Source organism: Aequorivita aquimaris (assembly GCF_001573155.1).
GTDB classification, from domain to species: Bacteria; Bacteroidota; Bacteroidia; order Flavobacteriales; family Flavobacteriaceae; genus Aequorivita; species Aequorivita aquimaris.
Map to the genome: position 1 here is coordinate 1 of NZ_JRWG01000005.1, position 23,230 is coordinate 23,230.

Annotated in this window: 21 protein-coding genes; 11 read left to right on the plus strand and 10 right to left on the minus strand. The window is 39.4% G+C overall.

The window, feature by feature from the left end:
* Positions 1-315 precede the first annotated feature (315 nt).
* Positions 316-699, plus strand: a complete 384-nt coding sequence (locus LS48_RS08855) for an HU family DNA-binding protein (RefSeq protein ID WP_062622139.1) — start codon at positions 316-318, stop codon at positions 697-699.
* 343 nt (positions 700-1,042) lie between these two features.
* On the opposite strand, the gene LS48_RS08860 is transcribed toward LS48_RS08855, so the two are convergent.
* From LS48_RS08860 to LS48_RS08875, 4 genes are all read right to left on the minus strand, one after another.
* Positions 1,043-1,966 carry a glycosyltransferase family 2 protein gene (locus LS48_RS08860; protein ID WP_062622142.1) on the minus strand — a complete coding sequence of 308 codons (924 nt, stop codon included), beginning with the start codon at positions 1,964-1,966 and terminating at the stop codon, positions 1,043-1,045.
* On the minus strand, positions 1,959-3,131 hold the full coding sequence (locus LS48_RS08865) for a polysaccharide pyruvyl transferase family protein (RefSeq protein WP_062622145.1): 1,173 nt from the start codon (positions 3,129-3,131) through the stop codon (positions 1,959-1,961). Before LS48_RS08865 ends, LS48_RS08860 begins: the two co-directional genes overlap by 8 nt.
* The gene (locus LS48_RS08870) at positions 3,122-4,375 is read right to left on the minus strand and encodes an ABC transporter ATP-binding protein (protein WP_062622148.1); all 1,254 of its coding nucleotides are present in this window, start codon (positions 4,373-4,375) and stop codon (positions 3,122-3,124) included. The genes LS48_RS08865 and LS48_RS08870 overlap by 10 nt, the downstream gene beginning before the upstream one ends.
* A 62-nt stretch (positions 4,376-4,437) precedes the next feature.
* Complete coding sequence (locus LS48_RS08875; RefSeq protein WP_062622150.1) at positions 4,438-5,304, minus strand: ABC transporter permease; 867 nt, start codon at positions 5,302-5,304, stop codon at positions 4,438-4,440.
* Positions 5,305-5,516: 212 nt separating this feature from the next.
* Here LS48_RS08875 and LS48_RS15695 point away from each other — a divergent pair, with 212 nt between their 5' ends.
* The gene (locus LS48_RS15695; protein ID WP_369038053.1) at positions 5,517-5,762 is read left to right on the plus strand and encodes a hypothetical protein; all 246 of its coding nucleotides are present in this window, start codon (positions 5,517-5,519) and stop codon (positions 5,760-5,762) included.
* Between the two features lie 572 nt (positions 5,763-6,334).
* Entirely contained in the window at positions 6,335-7,186 is an 852-nt protein-coding gene (locus LS48_RS08885) for an SdiA-regulated domain-containing protein (RefSeq protein ID WP_062622153.1), read from the plus strand.
* Positions 7,187-7,286: 100 nt separating this feature from the next.
* Here the strand turns inward: LS48_RS08885 and LS48_RS08890 are convergent, their stop codons facing one another.
* The 6 genes from LS48_RS08890 to LS48_RS08920 form a co-directional block, all read right to left on the minus strand.
* The gene (locus LS48_RS08890) at positions 7,287-9,197 is read right to left on the minus strand and encodes a phage tail-like protein (protein ID WP_062622154.1); all 1,911 of its coding nucleotides are present in this window, start codon (positions 9,195-9,197) and stop codon (positions 7,287-7,289) included.
* Between the two features lie 415 nt (positions 9,198-9,612).
* The gene (locus LS48_RS08895; protein WP_062622155.1) at positions 9,613-10,587 is read right to left on the minus strand and encodes an SDR family oxidoreductase; all 975 of its coding nucleotides are present in this window, start codon (positions 10,585-10,587) and stop codon (positions 9,613-9,615) included.
* A 215-nt stretch (positions 10,588-10,802) separates the two neighbouring features.
* Positions 10,803-12,089, minus strand: a complete 1,287-nt coding sequence (locus tag LS48_RS08900) for a nucleotide sugar dehydrogenase (protein ID WP_117590222.1) — start codon at positions 12,087-12,089, stop codon at positions 10,803-10,805.
* Between the two features lie 846 nt (positions 12,090-12,935).
* Positions 12,936-13,298: an endonuclease domain-containing protein gene (locus tag LS48_RS08910; RefSeq protein ID WP_062622162.1), complete on the minus strand. Its 363-nt coding sequence runs from the start codon at positions 13,296-13,298 to the stop codon at positions 12,936-12,938.
* 127 nt (positions 13,299-13,425) lie between these two features.
* Entirely contained in the window at positions 13,426-15,900 is a 2,475-nt protein-coding gene (locus tag LS48_RS08915) for a GumC family protein (RefSeq protein WP_062622163.1), read from the minus strand.
* A gap of 5 nt (positions 15,901-15,905) precedes the next feature.
* A complete protein-coding gene (locus tag LS48_RS08920) occupies positions 15,906-16,700 on the minus strand; it encodes a polysaccharide biosynthesis/export family protein (RefSeq protein ID WP_062622165.1) in 795 nt (264 codons plus the stop codon).
* 213 nt (positions 16,701-16,913) lie between these two features.
* On the opposite strand from LS48_RS08920, the gene LS48_RS08925 reads away from it, so the two are divergent.
* The 8 genes from LS48_RS08925 (at position 16,914) to LS48_RS08955 (ending at position 23,060) form a co-directional block, all read left to right on the plus strand.
* Positions 16,914-17,348 (plus strand): SRPBCC family protein, encoded by a 435-nt coding sequence (locus tag LS48_RS08925; protein WP_062622167.1) that lies wholly within the window; start codon positions 16,914-16,916, stop codon positions 17,346-17,348.
* 9 nt (positions 17,349-17,357) lie between these two features.
* Complete coding sequence (locus LS48_RS08930) at positions 17,358-17,873, plus strand: hypothetical protein (RefSeq protein WP_062622169.1); 516 nt, start codon at positions 17,358-17,360, stop codon at positions 17,871-17,873.
* Positions 17,874-17,949: 76 nt separating this feature from the next.
* Positions 17,950-19,821 carry an ABC-F family ATP-binding cassette domain-containing protein gene (locus tag LS48_RS08935; RefSeq protein ID WP_062622170.1) on the plus strand — a complete coding sequence of 624 codons (1,872 nt, stop codon included), beginning with the start codon at positions 17,950-17,952 and terminating at the stop codon, positions 19,819-19,821.
* A 181-nt stretch (positions 19,822-20,002) separates the two neighbouring features.
* On the plus strand, positions 20,003-20,773 hold the full coding sequence (locus LS48_RS08940) for an O-methyltransferase (RefSeq protein ID WP_062622171.1): 771 nt from the start codon (positions 20,003-20,005) through the stop codon (positions 20,771-20,773).
* Between the two features lie 138 nt (positions 20,774-20,911).
* Complete coding sequence (locus LS48_RS08945; protein ID WP_062622172.1) at positions 20,912-21,616, plus strand: ABC transporter ATP-binding protein; 705 nt, start codon at positions 20,912-20,914, stop codon at positions 21,614-21,616.
* 103 nt (positions 21,617-21,719) lie between these two features.
* Complete coding sequence (locus LS48_RS15325; RefSeq protein ID WP_157881728.1) at positions 21,720-21,890, plus strand: hypothetical protein; 171 nt, start codon at positions 21,720-21,722, stop codon at positions 21,888-21,890.
* A 177-nt stretch (positions 21,891-22,067) separates the two neighbouring features.
* A complete protein-coding gene (locus LS48_RS08950; RefSeq protein WP_062622173.1) occupies positions 22,068-22,640 on the plus strand; it encodes a cob(I)yrinic acid a,c-diamide adenosyltransferase in 573 nt (190 codons plus the stop codon).
* Between the two features lie 198 nt (positions 22,641-22,838).
* Entirely contained in the window at positions 22,839-23,060 is a 222-nt protein-coding gene (locus LS48_RS08955; RefSeq protein WP_014782927.1) for a DUF2795 domain-containing protein, read from the plus strand.
* The last annotated feature ends 170 nt before the right edge of the window (positions 23,061-23,230 follow it).

A 23,230-nucleotide genomic window follows, 5' to 3' on the forward strand; every position in this document is an offset into this window, starting at 1 on the left:
GGGGGGGGGGGATAGATTATTTCTTGCACAAGAAAGTTTAATTTGTTGTACAAGGAAGTTCCATTGGCTGTACAAGAAACGGATGGTGCTTGTACAAGAAAAAATTATATTCAATTTAAGTAGCTTCTTATGTTTACGGAAATATTTCACTCAAAAGGACTAATTACGAGTATATTATACACCGGCTAAATGTTGATAACTCATGATTAACAATTGAAGATTACTTCGTATTTTTATCACGCAGTCAAGGTGATTGCCACCGCAAGGTGTGTTTACGTTCTTTGAGGTGATTGTTTAATTTAAATTTTTGGTATTATGCAAAAATTTAAGCCTGTACAAAGGCACAATCCGTTGGACCCCCAGGCGCCCAATAAGTTCTACGCTAACCCGGTTTATCTGGGCACGATGAACTTAAAGGAACTTTCTGATGAAGTTGCAGCAAAAAGCTCGCTTACACGAGGTGACTGTTACAATGTAATCCAGAATTTCCTTAGTTCCATGCAAACTGCGCTGAACAAAGGCTATATAGTCAAGTTGGACGATCTGGGTTCGTTTCGCACTACCCTGAGCAGCTCAGGGGTGGAGACGGCAGAAGAACTGTCATCGGCAAACATCAAAAAAGCGCGTATCCGCTTTTCGCCCGGTGATGAACTCAAAGGTATGCTTGTAAACATGAAGTTTGCAAAAAAAATAGGATAAGCAGGCACTTACCCTATTCTGAATACCTTGTGAGTATTTTAGCAGACCCTCACGACCCATTTTGGGGTAGTGGGGGTTTTTTGTTTTGTACTTCAAATGTAAAACTTTTATAAGTATATGCCTATATTTTTGTGTTAAATGTGGAAGGGATATATAGAACTGCTTTAAGTTGGCGGACACAGTAGTATCTAAAAACTAGATTAAAAGGCGAAATTATTTTATGAGCGGTCATTTGGCGAATAATAAAAAACGTAGTATCTAATTTTGGTTTTTCATTTTATTGATGTCTTAAATTAATATGATGGGCTATACCCCACCGATTGGAAAAACATAATATTTAATATTAATCAGAGATAGGTGGATCGGTATTTTTCAGGTTATTTAACCTACTTTCTTCTATTTCAGGAATAATTCGGTTGAGCAGTGAAAGCTCTTTGCTAAGATAAACCATTCTTTTAAAATCAAATTTAAGACTGGCCTTGAGCTTTTCTCTTTTCCTTCTATTACGTAATGAAATAAGCTCATCAAGGTTTTCTAGATTTATATTGGCGTAGGTAACTTTAAGATTTCGCTCTAATTGGTCAAAGTATGCTGTAGAAGCATACGCAATCCGTTGCTTTTTTCTTTCTTCCCTATCATGTAGTAAAAAGGCGGTAGGAACTACTCCTATTTTATACCCGTGATATCGAACTCGTTGACAGTAATTATCATCTTCACCATAATGAAAAAATAGGGGGTCGAAGCCACCTACTGTTTTTAATATTTCTTTGGACAAAAGCCAGCCGGCGGCATTTACGAAAGGAACTGCATACACTTGTCTTTTGTGTTTATTTAAGACAAAATCTGAATAAAAATCTTCATTTGCATTATAGTTGACGTAGTTGGAAAAATTCTGATCCAACTTATTGCCTTGACCATTGAGATGGATAGGACTTAAGATTCCATAGTCTGGATTATCTTTACGTACTGATATAAGCCTTTCTATGCAATCTTCCTGTAAATAGGCATCCTGATTAAGCAAAAAAACATATTCTGCACCCTGATTTAAAGCATAGCTTATTCCTAGATTGTTGGCCTGACCGAAGCCGAGGTTTGTAGTCTGCTGTAACAGTGTAGCGTCAGGATAATGGGATTCTATAAAAGAAACGGTTTCGTCAGAAGAATGATTATCAACCACCACGACAGGATAGTTTTTACTACTAGCTAAGCATTTTTCGAGCCAAGTCATGCCGTTGTAGGTAACGATAATGATATGCGTGTTAGTCATTTATGATGGATTCAAGATTAGATTGCACCATTTGTTTTTGATTCTCTAATTTTTCTTGATTAAAATTTGTTTTGAAATTATGTAATAACCTCTGAACCTCGGAAACATATACATCGTCAAAATCCAAGCTCTCAAAGGACTCGCTTATCCAAGTTTTCATATAAGACTCTAATTTTGGCACTTCTTTGTTTAAGCCAATTGCTGGGGTTAAAAAACTCATTGCCGTTATCGCTCCGTGTAAACTTGTTCCAAGGTAGAGATTTGAATTTGCTATTAAATACATTATTTCAAAAATGTTTTTAGGCATAACAAAATCAAAGTGAGGTTTTAATTTTTTTAGCCTTTGAAGTATCTTGTGATCTTCATGTCCTGGAGCTAAACCAATTGGACATAAGACAACTTTATTTTGTAATTCTTTCGACAACTGCTCTATACGATCTGCAAATTTGATTAAGTTTTTAGGCCCTTTATTTATTCCTAATTGAAGAAAAATATACGCATCAAACTCTAAATCATCTCCAACATATTGCTGTAAATTTTTCTTAGGATAAAAATCCGAAATTAAAATTGCACTGTCGGGTATTACACGGGCCTTTAATTCAGGGCAATTTGAAAAATAACTTAAGGATCGATTATCTCTCACAGAAATTGATTGCGCCGATAACATTCGGCTATATGCCTCATTCTGCATTTTATTGTTTTTGGTTAAAAGATAACCTCCCCCTACACTACTGTAATACACACGCAATGCTGGCAAATTAAAGTCTGACGCTTTAAATGAAAAAGGAAAATAAACTTGATTTAACGATAACCATCGATTGGCGAACCCAATTTTATTCTCTAGCTTTCTAAGCTTCTTAAACTGCATTAAATAGTTGAATACTGGATTAATAAAAGCATATAGTGTCGTCCAATTGGCAAACAATACTTCTCCGCCCCCCACTATTACTTTATCCCCTGCTTCAATTTCAGCTTCCAACGCTCTAAATGACTTGGTTTTGAAAGCACCAAAATGAGCATAATTACTTTTTATAATCCCGTAGTTTTCAAACACATAATCGCTATCAATACGCTTCAAAACCTCCTGAAACACCAGAGGGAATAAAAAATCGCCATAATTAATTCTATCCGAAGCCGATAAAAATCTTATTTTTTTTAGTTCCATTCAAATTCACAGTAAAATCCTTTATTCCAAGAAGGCACTATACCCGTTTCATAATAATCGCCTTTTTCCGACTTTATCCAAATTCCTTGGACAATATGATCCATGAGTTCACTATTGCGTCGCAAATAAAAATTAAAATAGTAATGTCCATTGGTCAATGGCCATTTCGGAATGCTCAGTTGTGCAATAATCTTACTCTTAGTAGAAATATAAGGTTGATCAAGTACTTCGGTAGAACAATGAAATTGTTGTTCGTCATCTTGAGAATATACACCTGCTCCAACATGTATAGGAGCGGTATTATTTAAGTTTGCAATACTAAATTCAATCAGAATATTTTCTCCTGATAATGCAGTATCAATTATTTCATTCATGCTGTTACACACTCGAATATTTTCGATGAAAATATCGTTGCTTAACTTTTTTCTATTTTCAGAATTAAATTGAAATCTAATGTTTTGATTTCTAATGTAGAAATTGATGGCTTCATCCGTATCACCCTCAAAAACTGTTTTCCCGTGTTCCAACACAATGGCCCGCGTACAAAGATTTTTCACCGCCGCCATATTATGACTCACAAACAACACCGTTCTCCCATCACCTTGGCTAATATCCTGCATTTTGCCCACGGCTTTTTTTTGGAATTCGGCATCGCCCACGGCGAGCACTTCATCCACCACCAAAATATCCGGCTCCAAATGTGCAGCCACAGCAAAAGCCAAGCGAACAGTCATTCCGCTACTGTAACGCTTAACCGGAGTATCAATATACATTTCACAGCCGGAGAATTGAATTATTTCATCCAGCTTTGCGGTTATTTCGGCGCGTGTCATTCCCAGAATGGCTCCGTTTAAATAAATATTTTCACGTCCCGTAAGCTCGGGATGAAAACCCGTCCCCACTTCCAACAAACTGGCAATCCTTCCCTTTGTTTTAATGATCCCGGTGGTGGGGCTAGTAACGCGCGAAAGTATTTTGAGCAAAGTAGATTTCCCCGCCCCGTTTTTACCGATAATCCCGAGTACTTCCCCTTCCCGCACTTCAAAATTAATATCGCGCAGTGCCCAAACATATTCTTCAGTGGCCTTACTGCTGCGGTCATTCACTGCCCCCACTTTTAAATAAGGATCTTCCTTACCACGTATCTTGTGCCAAAAACGATTAAGGTCATGGGAAAGCGTTCCCGTGCCCACGTTGCCGAGGCGGTACTGTTTACTTATATTTTCGGCTTTTAGTATTATCATTTAATTAATGGTTAATCGCAAATGGCATTCAACAAAATGGCTTCCTAAGTACTATAAAATTCTCAAACGGTATCAATAAAACTTTTTTCGGTTCTATTAAATATGGCCAATCCAATCAGAAAAGTCACGATGCTTATTATAAAAGTATAAATAAATCCGCTCCAACTGAAAGTGCCTGTATTTAGAACCATATATCTAAATCCTTCAATTATCTGGGAAAGGGGGTTATAACTTACAAAATCGGCGACAGTCGCTGGCAGCTTTTTTCTCGCCTCGGAAAGCGGATAAGGCACGGCAGAAACGTACATTAATAAAGAAACCGCAAAACCCACCAAGACATTTAAATCTCGATACTTGGTGGTCATGGAACTGATGGTCATACCAAGGCCCAGCCCCATCAAAGCCATCATTACAATATATACCGGAAAAAGAAGTAAATGCAAGTTTGGACTTAACTGAAACCCCTGTAATAAATAATAACAATAAAAAATAATAAATATCAATAACTGGATTCCAAATTTCATCAGGTTGCTAATGGTAACCGACATGGGCATAATGACCCTTGGAAAATACACCTTTCCAAAAATTCCTGCATTGCTCCTAAATGTATTGGAAGTTCCCGTGAAACAGGCCGTAAAGTAATTCCAGGCGGTAATCCCGGCAAGGTTAAAAAGAAATGGAGGTACACTACCCGTACTAATACTTCCCAAATTGTTGAACACCAAGGTAAAGATAACCGAAGTAAAAAGAGGCTGGATAAAATACCACAAAGGTCCAAGTATAGTCTGCTTATAGACTGTTGTTATATCCCGTTTTACAAAAAGTATAAGCAGGTCGCGGTAGCGCCACACTTCCTTTAGGTTAAGATCAAAAGCTTTCTTTTCAGACGAAATCTCGTAAAGCCAGGTATCGTTTTCTCGGGGAGTCAATTGTTAGGGTTTTGTTTGGGGGGCTAATATAGGGATTTTGGGGGAGTTGGGATTTGTTAATTTGTTAATTTGTTTATTCGGGATTTGTTGATTGGGGATTCGGGATTCGTTGATTTGGGATTCGTTGATTCGGGATTTGGGGTTTGTTAATTTGTTAATTCGGGATTCGGGATTCGTTGATTCGGGATTTGGGGTTTGGGATTTGGGGTTTCTTGTTTTTTGTTTCTGGTTTCAGGTTTCAGGTTCCAAGTTTCAGGTTTCAGGTTCCAGGTTTCAGATTTCAGGTTTCAGGTTTCAAGTTTCAGGTTTCAGGTTCCAAGTTTCAGGTTTCAGATTTTAGGTTCCAAGTTTCAGGTTCCAAGTTTCAGGTTTCAGGTTCCAAGTTTCAGGTTTCAGGTTTCAGGTTTCAGGTTTCAGGTTTCAGGTGGTTGGTGGTGGGTGATAGATTCGAGGCTTGAGGTATGAGGTATGAGGTGTAAGGTTTTCGTATTTCTACTTTCGTATTTTAAGTTTGGTTTAGTGGTTTATAGTTTATTGTTTCGGGTTTTCTTGAATCTTGAATCTTGAATCTATCCCCCTTTAGGGGGCAGGGGGACTGCTTTTGGGGTTAGGGGTTACAAGTTTCAAGTTTCAGGTTACAGGTTTTTAAACTATATCCTGGGAATCTTAAAACTAAGTATATTCCCCCTTTAGGGGGCGGGGGGACTGCTCAAGTTCGTTGATATTTAAATTTTTTATGAAATTGGGGATTTGGGTTTATCTGCGATTTCGTTTTCGAAATTGTTTGGGGATTTGGATTTCGAAAGCACACGGGATATGATTTCGAGTTCAAAAATTAGCTCCCTTCCGTGGGAAATTCCCAATTGTTTCCAGAATTTAGCAGGATATTTGTTTTATAATCCTTATCGGCCCATTTATGTGGCGCGGTAGGTTTGTGGAATAATATATGAAATGCACTGGGATAGTGCTTCCATTTATTGAACATATACTCTCAAAGTAAATAGGTATCTGTAGAATAAACATCAGAAAAATGAAAAAACTAAAATACATATTTGGAATAATACTTCTTATATTGGTAATATCGCTTGGTTTTGGCTTTGTATGGCAAGATTCCAAAGAAAAAAAATTCACCAACGGGAACTATACTGTTGAAGCCGAGTGGAAATTGCCCGAAGAGCTCAATGAAATAAGTGGCATTGCCTGGCTTTCGGAAAATGAGATAGCTGCGGTCCAGGATGAGGAGGGTGTAATCTTTATCTATGACTTAACACAGAAAAAAATTATAAATAAAATAGACTTCGCCGGAGCCGGGGATTACGAAGGGATAGCTTTGCGAGACAAGGATGCCTATGTATTGCGCAGCGATGGTCTTATTTATGAAGTGCTAAACTTCCGGGAAGCGACACCTACAATAAATACTTTCCAGACAGATTTTTCGGAGGATAACAATATAGAAACGCTAGCATTTGATAAGAAAAATAATTCCTTGATCGTAGTGCCGAAGGATAGGGACAAAGCTGATGCGTATAAGGGGTTATATTCTATTTCCCTAGATTCAAAAGTCATGCAGCCTGAGCCTGATATTACAATTAAAATGAATGATGGGGCATTTAAAGACCTTCAGAAGAAAAAAGTCTATAAAACCTTTAATCCATCAGATCTTGCCATACATCCGAAAACTGGCGAGTATTTTGTACTGGAAGGAAAAAATCCAAGCTTATTGATTCTGGATAAGGCCGGTACCATTAAAAAATTATACGAACTGGACGAAGCGAAATTCGCCCAACCCGAAGGTATTACTTTTAGCCCTGATGGAATACTCTATATATCCAATGAGGCAGGTGATGCTGAAGCCAACATTTTACGGGTGCGGTTTCACTAATGCATATGCGTAGCTACATTACCTGCATCCGTGTCCATCCTGAACGAATTGGAAAATAGCCCAGCGTTTTGCTTGTGAAAGTAACACCTATATTTTTTGTTTATTCCTTTTCTTCTGAAAGATCAGCTGTAAAAGGTGCGGCATTTTTTCTTTTGATGTTGCTTCTTATCACGGGCTTAACATCTTTCGTTTCCAACTGGATAGCCTCAACTTTTAAAGGCCCTGGACCTTCTGGTAAGCGGAGACCCACATGTTTTGAAATGATATTTCCATTAGCATCTTTGGAATCGGCTCTATTAGCCACGATTTGCCAGGAAAAGGAAACATTACTTGTTCCTCCCTGTAACTCTTTTACTGTAAAACCATCACTGGATTTATCGGTAACATACACACCCTTACAATCACCCTCTAGAGTGACATAAACTTTTAGTGGATGTTGATCATCGATATGCAACGAATGTCTTAATATAGGATCTATACGAATTCTTGCTACTCCATTTGTAAGCTTGCCAACACCATAATCCTGAAAAACAATTTCCGGTGATTCTGGGGCAAACATGATTCTTGGGTTATTATTATGATCGTTAATTAATGTAGAAACAGTACCAGGCCCAATAATTTTATAATCCGTACCAGTAGTTCCGTTGGATCCTGTATTGTATCTCAAACCCACGTATGAATAACTGGGTGGGGTGCCAGAGGCATTTTCATTCCCCCCACTGAAATAACCGCCAAAATAACTATCTGCGACGGGTAGATTGGGCACTCCTCCAGGTCCAGAGGCAGCTATATCATCAAAACCGGCTAAAATTGCAGTTGCCCTATTGCCATTTGTAGCCGAATTGGTAGTAGGATCATTATCTGAATCCAAAATAAACTCCCCGCCATGGTTCCCTCTATTTCCATTTGCAATGCTCCCTAATCCAGCATATCCGAAAATTCCTAAAACACTTCCCGAGCCTGCCAAGCCGGAGCCGTTAGGAGAAACCGCAATAGAAGCATTGTTATTTCCCGAAGCAATCACTCCTGTTCCTGTAGCCGTTAAGGATCGTCCGTACATCCCTGTATTTCCCGAACCTGCCACACCAGATCCACCACCTAAATAATTTCCAAGAGCATTATTTCCAGATGCAAGTAGGCCAGTACCCGAGCTATTGCTATTGTGTGCTCTCATCCCCATACCTGTACTATTATCTACTATACCATAACTTCCGTAAAGTACTCCATCACCATAGGTTCCGAAAGAACCAGATCCATAGACTCCATATCTTGCGGCTATTGCCACCATGCCATCATATCCTATACTTTCAGCAAAGACTCCCACCCCATTAGCGCCAGAAGCATAAGCATTAATTGCATATTCATTATCAGCTCCATGTACGGTAAATCTATCGAACGCATATAATGGATTACCATTGAATGATGCTTGCGATGCGGAAAAACCAAGCGTGTTTGCCGATATACGATACATTCCTAAGTCTGTATCTGTCTGCCACGAATAAGTGGGCCGGGCCGCTGAACCGTTTTCAAAAGCGCGTAATCTACCTCTATTGGCAGCATTACCACTTGAAATTTCAAATTTATCTGAATTATAGGTTCTAAATCTCAACGCCATATCGTCAGTAGTGCCTAAAAAATTAGTGTTCGCGACTGTCCCAGCATTTCCAGCTCTAGACCAGTCATCACTTGGAGCATCCGCAGCAAGGCGTACCCATTGCGAGCCGTTGTTATAGTAATAGCCGGGGGTGACATCGCCAGCGGTGTTTTTGTTATACACAACCATCCCTTGTACATGGGCCGTCATTGGCGCAAAACTGGATGTATTTACAAGGTTTACCCTCGGCAGTAACAAACCTTTTGTGGTTGTAGTGGCATCTCCAATTTCAAGAAGTGCATCGTTATTTGGATTAGTATTTCCAATACCAACTTGGGCAAAAGAATTAAATGAAAGAAATAAAAATAGGCAGCAAATACTAAATGCACATGCTTGGGGAAATGACCAATTTTTCATAAAAAAATCTTTTTAGATTAAAACGAAATTATTATGATAAGGGGCGTAACAATAATATTGAAGGCTTTGTAAAAATGCAAATTTTGTGCGCTATACTTAAGGTATGGGGCATTTGGCGGAAAAATTGGCAGAATATCCGTTAAGATGTTTTCAAATTTCGATAAACGCTTTTTTTGTGTAGGAAACTATTGACACCGAAAGCCTTATCGCATAGAGCTGTTAAAACTTTAACATTTCAAAATTGCCAATTTGAAGCGAAATTCTTCTGGAATTTGAAAAAAGGGGTGTCCTTTAACGATATATTTTTCTACTTATCCATTTTAGATATGAACCAATAAAAGCAATGAAGTTTCGTAAAACTTCCATCTCTATTGATTGGATTCTGGAGAAATAATTCCGGGGTTGAAATGCGGTTCTAAAACTGTTCCCAGGTAAGCTGGAGGCCCTGCTTTACGGAAAACAATGGGTTATATTCCAAAAGTTTTCTCGCCTTGTCTATATTCGCCAAAGAATCGCGCACATCGCCCTTGCGGGGCGGACCATAGGTAGCCGTAATATCGATTCCTGAGATGGATTTAAGGTTTTCCCAAAGCGTATTTAAACTTATCCTTTCGCCATAGGCCACATTAAAGACCTCATTAACCGCCTCCTCTTTTGCGAAAAAAGCACGCACATTTGCCTGCACTGCGTTTTGCACGAAGGTAAAATCGCGTGTCTGTTCGCCATCACCATTTATAGTGGGCGACTTCTTATCTTTTAGCGCCTGCATAAACAGGGGAATGACCGCCGCATAAGCCCCCGTAGGACTCTGGTTGGGGCCAAACACGTTGAAATAACGCAATCCGATGGTTTCGGTACCATAGGTCTTATGGAACACATCGGCATAAAGTTCGTTTACCAGTTTGGTAACCGCATAAGGCGAAAGGGGTTTACCTATGGTATCTTCTACTTTTGGAAGGTTTTTGCTATCGCCGTAGGTAGAACTGGAGGCGGCGTACACCATACGTTTTACGGTGTCGCTTTTTTTTTGTGCCACGAGCATATTTAAAAAACCCGTAACGTTCACTTCATTTGAAGTAAGGGGATCATTAATGGAGCGTGGCACAGAACCCAAGGCGGCTTGATGCGACACATAATCCATACCCTCCATCGCATTTTTGCAGGTTTCCAAATCGCGAATATCGCCTTCCAGAAATTCAAAGCTCGGATTATTTTGAAATGCTTCAAGATTCTTCATAAAACCTGTAGCTAGATTATCCAGCACACGAACTTTTTTGGCATTGTTTTCCAATAAATAAGCCACAAGATTTGAGCCTATAAAGCCTGCGCCGCCAGTTATTAGGAAAGTATGTTTTGAGAGGTCTGTGGTATGGTATTTTGGAGTTTGCAAAGCGTTAATTGTTAATTATGGATTTATCTTTTAACCACAGAGGACACTGAGTTTTTCACAAATGTCACAAATATTTTCGTAGTGTCCCTTTGTGCCTTCTTTGTGTTCTTTGTGGTTTACTTTTTATGGAATTCGTAAAATTTTATTTATTAATACAAAAGTCGTCAACAAGCGCATAATTAGACAGCAGAAAACTGACAACCGAGAACCGAAAACTACAAACATCCATCGACCAATTTTTTTGGAAAAAACGATTTTACGTCGAACACTACCGACGGGGAGGCCCTGTGTTTTTCTACATTAAAATCTGAAAACTCCCTATGGCCTACTGCCAAAATAATAGCTTCATAATTTTTCTTTAGCTGTCCTTCCTCGCTTAATAAACGCAGTCCAAACTCATTGGATACTTCGGTTGCTTTTGCCCACGGATCATAAACATCTATATTGAGGTTGTATTTACGCAACTCTTCTATAACATCTATCACTTTACTGTTACGTATATCGGGGCAGTTTTCCTTAAAGGTAATACCCATAACGAGTACATGGCCGCCTTTAACCTTACATTCCCTTTGGATCATTAATTTAACCACCTCTTGGGCCACATAATTGCCCATCCCGTCGTTCATACGTCTTCCTGCCAAAATAATCTCGGGATTGTAACCTTCCTCCTGTGCTTTCTGTGCCAAGTAATATGGGTCTACGCCTATACAATGGCCACCTACCAGTCCAGGTGTAAACTTTAAAAAGTTCCATTTGGTGCCCGCAGCCTCCAAAACATCCTGGGTATCTATATCCAACAATCGGAATATTTTTGAAAGTTCATTTACAAAGGCAATGTTGATATCGCGCTGTGAATTTTCAATTACCTTAGCGGCCTCAGCCACTTTTATGGACGGTGCCAAATGGGTTCCAGCTGTTATTATTGAAGCATACAATTCATCAATATATTTGGCAGCTTCGAGAGTAGAACCCGATGTAACTTTTAAAATTTTGGTAACCGTATGCTGCTTATCGCCCGGGTTGATTCTTTCTGGGGAATATCCTGCGTAGAAATCTTTATTAAATTTAAGATTTGAGTATTCTTCTAGAATAGGAACACAAATATCCTCGGTAACTCCGGGATAAACTGTGGATTCATAAATAACCACATCGCCTTTTTTCAAAAGTTTCCCAACAGTTTCACTGGCTTTTTGAAGCGGTGTCAATACTGGTTGGTTGTACTTATTGGTTGGTGTAGGCACTGTAACGATAAAAACCTTAGCCTCAACCATTTTAGAAGCATCGTCCGTAACAATAAGACCAGTAGCTTCGGATTGTATTAAGGCTTTATTTAAATCTTCGGAAGAAAGTTCCAAAGTAGTGTCAACTCCTTGCTGTAATTGCTCGATACGTTCAGAATTGATATCGAAACCGATCACTTTATATTTTTCAGCGAAAGCGGCGGCAAGCGGCAAGCCAACATAGCCTAAGCCGATTATTGCGATTGTGGGGTTTTGTTTCATGCTGTAAATGCTATGATGCTAATTTTAAAAGATTTTTTTCGACTATCGGCATCTTTGGTCGGCAAAATTAAGGGTTTTAGCGGAAAGTACAACTGTAAATGTAGAAAACATCCCTCCCCCGCCTCCCTTCGAAGGGAGGGGCTAGATTTGGAAATAACTTATGTTTTGTTATACGCATCAAAAGTCCCCCTTACAAGAAAGAGAGTTCCTCACTAAAGAACATCCCTCCCAACCTCCCTTCAAAGGGAGGGGCCGTTTTCGGAAATGAATTATGTTTTGTTATAAATATGAAAAGTTCCCCATACAAGAAAAAGAGTTCCTCTCTAAAGAACATCCCTCCCAACCTCCCTTCAAAGGGAGGGGCCGTTTTCGGAAATGAATTATGTTTTGTTATAAATATGAAAAGTTCCCCATACAAGAAAAAGAGTTCCTCTCTAAAGAACATCCCTCCCAACCTCCCTTCAAAGGGAGGGGCCGTTTTCGGAAATGAATTATGTTTTGTTATACGCATCAAAAGTCCCCCTTTGAAGGGGGATTTAGGGGGATGTCAATCAGAATTTTAATTAAAAAGAAGGTTCTACTCAAAAAAACATCCCTCCCCCGCCTCCCTTCGAAGGGAGGGGCTAGATTTGGAAATAACTTATGTTTTATTTAAGCATCAAAAGTCCCCCTTCGAAGGGGGATTTAGGGGGATGTCAATCAGAATTTTAATTAAAAAGAAGGTTCTACTCGAAAAAACATCCCTCCCCCGCCTCCCTTCGAAGGGAGGGGCTAGTTTCGGAATGACCTACGTTTTGTTATAAATATCAAAAGTCCCCCTTTGAAGGGGGATTTAGGGGGATGTTTTTAACTGTTTTCTCTTATATAACTCTTTATGATCTTAATTACACTTTCAGTATTGTTTAGAATCTCATTATTCGTAAATCTTAAAAAGTGAAGTCCCTGCGCCTCCATTTTACCTTGTCGTTCTGCATCCTCAAGAAAATTATGTTCGTGGATATTCCCATCGACTTCTATAACCAGACCAATTTCATGGCAATAAAAATCTACAATAAAATTTAAAATTGGAACCTGTCTATGGAATTCTAGACCTAAGGATTTTTTTCTAATACCCTCCCATAACAATTTTTCAGCAGGAGTCATATTTTTACGAAGTTCCCTAGCCATCGCTTTCAGATGTTTATTATATGGAAGTATTTTGTTAGCCATGTAATAAATATAGTAAAAACATCCCTCCCCGCCTCCCTTCGAAGGGAGGGGGTAGATTTGGACTTAATTTAGGTATTATCGTCAAAAAAAAGCCCCCCTATTGGGAAGAGGGGGGTTGGGGGAAATGTTATTTTCGTCTAAAAATCCTTTTTGCTCTATCCCAAACTGTAGGTGGTTTTATGTGTTCGTGATATCCGTTGCCGTAATTGCCATAGGTACCGTAGCCGTAACCATAGCCGTACCCATAGCCGTAACCATAACCGTAGCCTTTTCCTGCTTTTTCAACATAGCCATTCAAGACAATGCTAATATGTTTAACTTCGCCGGTCTTGTATTTTTCGTTAACAAAAGTGAACATATTTTTATGTGTATAATTGAAACGGGCCATATAAAGCGTGGCGTCAACGTGTTTCATAAGTTCCAACGAATCGGAAACAAGACCCAATGGCGGGGAGTCCAGAATAATATAATCATAGCGCTCCTTGAGAGCATCAATCAAATTATCCAATTTTTCACTGATCAATAATTCGGAGGGGTTTGGGGGTATTGGTCCAGAAGGGATTACATCCAAATGCGCTATTTCGGTTTTTTGAATTACGGTGTCAATATCTGCTTCATCTATGAGAAAATTCACTACTCCCACATCATTGTTGATATTGAAATCTCCAAAAATCTTAGGCTTTCTAAGGTCAAGCCCCACCAAAACCGTATTTTTTTCACTTAGTGCAAATACCGAAGCAAGGTTTATCGAGCAAAACGTTTTTCCCTCCCCACTGACGGAACTAGTTACCAAAACTGTTTTGGCTCCTTTTATGCCCTGCTTTTTATATATGAACTGCAAGCTTGACCGCAGTGCCCTAAACGCTTCGGCCATAGCCGATTTTGGCTTGGTAAGAACTACCAAGTTGCTGTCAATTGGACTTTTCCCTATAATGCCCAAAAGCGGAATGGAAGTAATCCGTTCCAGATCCTTTACGTTGCTTATTTTGGTATCAAAGAATACGCGTAAGAATACAAAGACCAAGGGAAAGAATAATCCAAGTAGGCCGGCCATCATATAGTTTAACTGGGTATTAGGGCCAATTTGTCCGCCACCTGTATCCTTTGCGGAATCTATCACCATCACATCACTTACATTGGCAGCCTTTACTAGGCCTGCTTCACTGCGTTTGGCCAAAAACAGGTTGTAGGTGCCTTGGCTCAGATTATAGCGGCGCTCAATGTTCAATAGATCCTGTTGCTCCTTTGGAAGTTTTCGTATCTCTCCTTCATATCTCCCAATATCGCGGTTGATGGAAGTAAGTTCCTGGTTTTTTAAGCTTTTTGAGGAACGAATATTTTCCAGCAATACAGTTTTGACTGCATCAATCTGACGGTCAATATCATTAAAAATTGGGGCGCCTTCCTTAAAGGAATACTGAAGCTTGTTACGCTCTTCCGCAAGGGCAACGATCTTTCCTACCCCTGATACTACACTAGCTTCTGAAATACCTGCTACTGAGGGCGCGGGTACATCTCTATAATCGGAACGGTTTATAAGATAATCCTGAAGTGTGTTATAATAATTAAGTTCACGGTTTACGGATTCTTTTCGCAAATCCAATTCATTCAATTTAGCATTTATCTCAGAGCCTTCGCTCTCCAGATTAAAGATGGCATTTTTGTTTTTGAATTGGTTAAGCTCATCTTCCACAGTAGAAAGTTCGGCTGATTTTATGGCAAGGCTGCTATCAATAAATTTAATGGTTTTTGTGGCGAACAAGTTTTTGCGCTCCAGCATGTCTTCGCTTAACACTTCAACCGAAGTATTTAAGTAATCGACCAACTGTGCCTTGTTATTGCCCGTAAGCCTCATTCTAAGCACGGAGGAACCTTTACTTTCTGGATCTACGCGTACCCCGAGATACCTCTTTACAATACCATCGTAATTTCGGAATACAATGTAATATGGGGTTCCCGGTTTCGAAATCACCTCGGGGTTGGGCATTAAAACCCCGTTAAAAAAAGGAAGGCGTATGGGTTCGCCAATTTTGAAATTCTGTGAAAACTCGCCAGCATCCACAAACCTCGAGCTTCTTTCTTTAGTGCTGTAATTTTGAAGATTGATGTTTCCTGCTTCCTCAAAGGCTACACTTAGGTTAAAATTTACCGAATCCTTAAAAACAATCTTGATTTGTTTATTCAGCATTTGTGATTTGGTAGTATCTACTTCCACAAAGAAGGGAGTCTGCTTATAGGCATTTACCTGCTGATATTTTCCATCGCGCAGATAATCCATATAATATTGCAAACGCTCCACCACCTTTTCGTTATGGGATCGGGATTGCAGGGTGATAACGGCTGTATTCACCTTATCCGTAGTACCTCCCCAATTAAAGGTTAGACTGGTATTGGAAGTAAAAAAGGGGTTTTGGTCGTCCTTAATGGAAACCATATTTTCCATTTGGTAAATAGGTAGTTTACGGACGTTGATATAATAAGCTATGGAAAAAGCAATAATCAGAGAAACCAAAAACAGTGGCCAATGGTGCACAAGCCTAAATAGAAAACCTTTAAAATCAAAGGTGGTATGGGTTTCGTTTATTTCGAATTCCTCGCTCATATTTTTTATAATCGGGTAAACAACAAAATGGTCGTAACCAAAGCCGTTGTAATGGAAATGATAGTTGTGAATGATTGCAGTCCAGTGGTACCCGTACCCAACGATTTTTGCGGCAGTGGGTTAATCAAAATTAGGTCGTTCGGTTTTACGTAATAATACGGCGAATTCATTGCATCAAGTTTTGTAAGGTCTATGTGGTGTACCTTCTGCCCTGCCGGATATTGGCGGATAATTACTACATCGGTCCTATCGCCCGTAAGGGTGATATCGCCACTGTTGGCGATGGCTTCCATAATGCTTACTTGGTCGCGATAGATAATTTTTGACCCAGGGCTGCCTATTTCACCATTGATAGTGTAACGAATACCCGCCAATTTTACAGTAACAAAAACATTTGCCTCGGCCTTAAAATAATCCCTTAACAGAATTTCCTCCAAGCGTTCGCGGACCTCATCAACAGTATATCCCAAAACGTTCATCTCGCCTAAACTCGGAATGCGGATATTACCGTGGTCGTCCACCACAAAACCGTCGTAATACAGTCTTTCCTCACCTGTAGCGTTGGGATTGGCATCGCTTATCGGATTAAAGATACCAACTGTTTCCTGGTCCAAAGCCTTTACCCGGATACTCAAGAGATCATTTATTTGAAGTCTATAGGGTTCCTGTCTTTTTCGCAAAAGTGCCAAAGTATCGGTACTACTGGTGTTTTCCTGCAAATAGGTAAGCTGTTTTGTTGTTACACAGGAAGTAGCGCACAGAGCGAAAATTAAAAATAGCAATACATACGTAAGCTTCATAAAAGATAGGGTTGTTAACGGACAAATATAAAGTAACGCATTTAATAATGAAACATTTTTTCAGAAAGGAACATTTTCAGAAAATTGTTGTTGAAATTAAATGTCCAACAGCATTAAATCAAACTATAACCCCTGTAAGCTATTAAACGCGGAGTTCTATTTCTTAGAAATAAAAAACTTATTTTTGAAGAGTTTACTATAATAATCATACCGATGAAATATTCCGTATCAATTACCATAGACAAACCCGTGGATGAGGTTATTGCTCTTTTTGACAATGTTGACAATATGAAAAAGTGGATGGAAGGCCTTGAAAGTATTGAACATATAAGCGGAACGCCCGGGGAAGTAGGCGCAAAATCGCGAATGGAATTCAAGATGGGAAAGCGGGAAATTGAAATGATAGAAACCATAACCGCCAAAAATCTACCCGAAGAATTTACAACAACCTATGAGGCCAAAGGGGTTTTCAATATTGTAAAAAACAGTTTTGAACCATTGCCAGACAATAAAACCAAGTATAGCACCGAACAGGAATTTCAGTTTAAGGGCTTTATGAAATTGATTGGTCTGTTGATGCCCGGCGCTTTTAAAAAGCAATCGATGAAATATTTAAAGGATTTTAAAACCTTTGTGGAAAGCCAATAATTAGTGAGTATGGGCAAAGAAAAGTTGATTAAAAGATTGCGTTGGTACTACCCTTTGGAGAAGTTCCACGCTTTTTTCACATTTCCATTGTTAGCCATCTATTTTTTAACACTACATCCCTTTTTAAAAAGTATCTGGTTTCTGTATGGCATACTGGTGTGTATTTTTATTCTTTATCAAGGCCAAAAGTATTGGCAGCTCAAGTTATGGCAGATGGAAGGGAAGCCGTTTTCACAAGTGAAAAATTTAAAATTCTTTAAAAAGGCAAAACGCATTAATTTCCTTTTGATAATGGGCATGCCTGTTATTTTAGTTGTCCAGTTATTAATTGTGAACTGGAATGAGTCTGATATGGATATTGTATTGTGGTCTTTTGCGGCAAACCTTTTCGCCGTTTTGGAGTACATAAATTACTATCACAAGCAATTAATGGTTGATAACACTTCAGATTTAGCATATATTCTTCGGAATAAAAGGTTGAAAACCGCCAGTTTGGCGAAGGATTTAAAGGAGAATCGTTTTTAAAAATTGTTATCCAACAAATTCTTCATTCCCTGTCAATCATTAAACATTTGCAGTACTTTTGCCGAAAATATAAACCGTGAACTACCTTTCAGTAGAAAATATCTCAAAGTCCTTCGGGATGCGGGTTTTGTTTGAAAATATTTCCTTTGGAATAAACGAAGGGCAAAAAATAGGTTTCGTAGCCAAAAACGGCACCGGAAAAACTTCGCTGTTGAATATCATTGCCGGAAACGACAAGGCCGATACCGGAAATGTCGTATTCCGAAAAGGCTTAAAAATTGCGTATCTACCTCAAGAACCGGATTTGGATCCGAAATTAACGGTAGAACAAACCATTTTTTCTTCAGACAATCCCATTCTAAAAATAATCGAGAATTACGAGCACGCAATCGAAAACCCTGACGATTCCGAAGCATACCAAAAAGCCTTTGACGCTATGGATGCGCATCACGCTTGGGATTTTGAGACTCGCTATAAACAGATTCTTTTTAAACTGAAACTTGAAGACTTGCACGCCAAAGTGGGCAACCTCAGTGGCGGGCAGAAAAAACGTCTCGCCTTGGCCAATGCGTTGCTCACAACCCCAGATTTGCTGATCATGGACGAGCCCACCAACCACTTAGACTTGGAAATGATAGAATGGCTGGAAAATCTATTTGCCAAGGAAAATTTCACGCTGTTTATGGTTACGCACGACCGTTATTTTTTGGAGCGGGTTTGTAATGAAATTGTGGAATTGGACGAAGGTACGCTTTACAGCTATAAGGGCAATTACAGCTATTACCTCGAAAAGCGTGAGGCTAGAATAGAAAACGAAGCCACCGAAACGGGAAAGGCGAAGCAACTTTTCAAAAAAGAATTGGAGTGGATGCGCCGCCAACCTAAGGCACGGACCACAAAAAGCAAAAGCCGGATTGACGATTTCCACGAAATAAAAGCACGCGCCAGCAAACGTCGCAACGACCACCAAGTGCAACTGGAACTGAATATGGAGCGCATGGGCACCAAGGTGGTGGAGCTTCACAACGTTTCAAAATCGTTTGGCGATAAAAAAATGCTGGAGAAGTTTGAATACAATTTCAACCGTGGTGAACGTGTAGGGATTATCGGGAAAAACGGAACCGGGAAATCTACTTTTTTAAATATTCTCACAGGAGCATTAAAACCCGATTCGGGGAAAGTAGTTGTGGGCGAAACTGTGCAATTTGGTTACTATACCCAAGCCGGGATCAACATAAAGGAAGGCCAAAAAGTAATTGATGTGATCCGCGAATACGGCGATTATATTCCGTTGAAAAAGGGAAGGCAGATTTCTGCCTCACAGCTTTTGGAACGTTTTCTTTTCGACCCAAAAAAACAATATGATTTTGTGGAAAAACTGAGCGGGGGTGAACGTAAACGCCTTTATTTATGCACGGTTTTAATCAAAAATCCCAACTTTTTGATACTCGATGAGCCTACCAACGATCTGGATATTATAACCTTAAATGTTTTGGAAAGTTTTCTTTTGGATTTTCCAGGCTGCCTTTTGGTAGTTAGCCACGACCGGTATTTTATGGATAAAATTGTGGACCATCTTTTTGTTTTCAGAGGAAATGCCGAGGTTGAGGATTTCCCCGGAAATTATACAGATTTTAGAGTTTACGAAGACAGTAATATACAGGAAAAACGCGAGGCCAGCGAAGCAGCACCAAAGGTTAAAAAAGACTGGAAGCAGGATAGTACTCCTGCAAAACTGAGCTATAACGAGCAGAAGGAATATCAAAAACTGGAAAAGGAAATAGCCAATCTGGAAAAGGAGCGCGAAGAACTTCAAAATAAATTTGCCACGGAAAACTGGGACGGCGAAGAGATTGATAAGCAATCCATAAAACTACAGGAGATTATAGATACCATTGAAGCAAAGGAAGAACGTTGGTTTGAGCTTTCGGCGAAAATGGAGGGATAATTTATTGTTTATTGTTATTATTTATTGAAAGCTCTGCGTTCTCTGAGCCTCTGCGGTGCTATTTCACCGCAAAAGCGCAAAGAGAAGAAAAGAATTATATTTGAATTATGCTTCTACACTTAACACTTAACACTTAACGCTTACCACTTAACGCTTAACGCCTAACCATTAAATTCCCCCTGTGATCCACCAATCAAAAAGCTACATAAAATTCATCCGCCTTTCCAAAAACCGGCACGGCGTGCATTCGCCATTTGTATATGATTTGGTGACGAAGTGTTTTAATGACAAAAAAATATACCCCGAATACGAAATTCTGAAATCGCACCGAAAAGCCTTGCGAAGTGATTCTTCAATGGTAGAAATGAAAGATTTTGGCCAAGGCTCAAGGGTGTTTAAAGGCAATGCCCGCAAGGTTTCCGCAGTGGTAAAAAATGCCGGGATGAAAAAGAAACGGCAAAAACTGCTCTTCCGTTTGTCGAAATATTTTAAAAGTGAAACTGTTTTGGAATTGGGCACCTCTCTGGGTTTGGGAACGGTGGCCCTATCGCTTTCCAATGAGTTTTCCGCAATCCAGACAGTGGAAGGTTGCCCAAATACCTTGCAAAAAGCGCAGGAATATTTTGAGAAATTCAACCTGCACAATATTCAGATACACCAAGAGCTTTTTAGTGAATTTTTAGAAAATACTTCAACACAATTTAATTTGATTTTTATTGACGGCGATCATAATGGCGAGCGAACATTGGGTTATTTCAATTCACTTTTAAATAAGGTACACAACGATTCCCTAATTATTTTTGACGATATTTATTGGAGCAAGGATATGACCGTTGCTTGGCAAAAAATAATTGCAAACGAAAAAGTAACGGTAAGCATCGATACTTTTCAATGGGGATTGGTTTTTTTCAGAAAAGAGCAACCGAAACAGCATTTTGTGATAAGGATTTGATGAATGGATACTATGGTTACTGTGGTTACTGTAGATTCTATTGTTTATTGAATATTTTGTAACACTACGTTTATCTTTGCGTCTTACAAGCGATGATTAATTTAAAAAAAGTCCTCCTTTGGAGGATTTAGGGGGCTTATGAGTTTAGTAATTAAAATCCGAAATATCACGAGAGACTTTCCACTTGGGAATGAAGTGGTTAAAGTTTTAAAGGGAATAGATCTGGACATTGAGCGCGGCGAATACGTAGCGCTGATGGGGCCTTCCGGCTCGGGAAAATCTACATTGATGAATCTTTTGGGATGTTTGGATACGCCCACTTCCGGTAGTTATGAGCTAAACGGAAAGGACGTGAGCAATATGAGCGATGACGAATTGGCGGAAATAAGAAATAAGGAAATAGGGTTTGTATTTCAAACCTTTAACCTGTTGCCACGTACTACTGCGCTTGAAAATGTGGCGCTACCGATGGTTTATGCAGGTGCCTCAAAAAGCGAACGCACCGAACGCGCCAAAGAAGTTTTAACAAATGTGGGACTAGCTGACCGAATGGACCATAAACCCAACCAACTTTCCGGTGGGCAGCGCCAACGGGTAGCAGTAGGAAGAGCTTTGGTAAATAAGCCTTCCATCATTTTGGCAGATGAGCCTACGGGGAATTTGGATTCAAAGACCTCGAAAGAAATAATGAATCTTTTTAATGAAATACACAAGGCTGGCAATACAGTGATTCTCGTTACCCACGAAGAGGATATTGCTGAAAATGCCCACAGAATTATTCGATTGCGGGATGGAATTGTGGAAAGTGATACTAAAAAAGTCGCGGTTGACAGTCGCAGTTGACAGTCGCAGTTTTCAGTAAAAATGTTTTAAAAGTGAATTCGTTAATTCGTATCATTATATTTCAATCGTAAATCGTAAATCTGCAATCGTAAATTTCTTGAATATGGAACTTTCGAACCCCATTGTTTTAATAATTGGCGGAATCCTGCTGCTAGCAATTCTCTATTTTTGGAACAAACGCAATGCTTCAAGCCAAAAGGCGCGTCGTAATAGAAATTTCCGCAGTAGCTATTACGAGCGGAAAAAGGAACGGGAGAAGGACAATAATCAGTAAATCAGTACGCAGTAATTAGCATGCTCGTGATTTATTGTGTGCCCAGATTTTGAATTTTTCGTTTGTCAATTCTTATATTTTTTTCTTTGGGACTTTGCGGCTTTACGAGCATTTTAAAACAGTTATTCGTAAATTTGCAAAAACCTCATACCTCACCCCCTAAAACCTCAAACCTAAATGAAAATATATACTAAAACCGGCGATACAGGCACCACTGCCCTTTTCGGCGGTACACGTGTTCCCAAGCACAACATCCGGATTGAAAGTTATGGCACCGTTGATGAACTAAACTCCTATTTGGGCTTGGTGCGCACCCAGGAAATTGACCCGCGCAGCAAAGAAATTTTGACACACATACAAGATAGATTATTTACACTAGGAGCCATTTTAGCGACAGACCCCGCAAAGGCCACGCTGAAAAGTGGAAAGGAACGGCTGAATATTCCAAAAATAACCGAGGAGAATATAACCCTCTTGGAAAATGAAATGGACCGAATGAACGATGCCCTGCCACCCATGACACATTTCATTTTGCCCGGCGGAAATACTACGGTGTCATATTGTCACATTGCCCGGACGGTCTGCCGCCGAGCCGAACGCCGCGCCACACTACTAAATGAAAATGAACCCATTGACGAAATGGTCCTTAAGTATTTAAACCGACTATCTGACTACCTATTTGTGCTGGCACGGAAGTTGTCTAAAGACACCAACGCTGAAGAGACACAATGGATACCTAAGAAGTTGTGAGTTGTCCTTTGTGAAAAATGACAAAACATATTGATTTTTAATATTTTCGCTAAATAACTTAGCTACAAACTAATTTTCAAATAACTCACAATCAATTAGTTAAAAACGTTCTTTAAAATAGTGCAGAAATAATTTGGATTTTTCTTGACTTTTTAATCTAAAAAATTACTTTTGCAGAAAATTAAAACCTAAAGTGCTATGTACTGGACATTAGAATTGGCATCCTATTTAAGCGATGCGCCCTGGCCCGCAACCAAAGACGAATTGATTGATTACGCGATCAGGACCGGTGCTCCACTGGAAGTAGTGGAAAACCTTCAGGCTATTGAAGACGAGGGAGACTCCTACGACTCTATTGAAGAGATTTGGGCAGACTACCCGACCGACGATGATTATCTTTGGAACGAAGATGAATATTAATCCCAAGATTTTGGGAAACAATTAAAAAATAATATAAAAAGTCTCTTTTAAGGGGCTTTTTTTTATTTAAAAAGTATTGAAAAAGAAAACCACCAATACACGAATTGTATAAATAATTATTCGTGTACCTGCCTGCCGGCAGGCAGGTTCGTGGTAAGAAAACATAAATA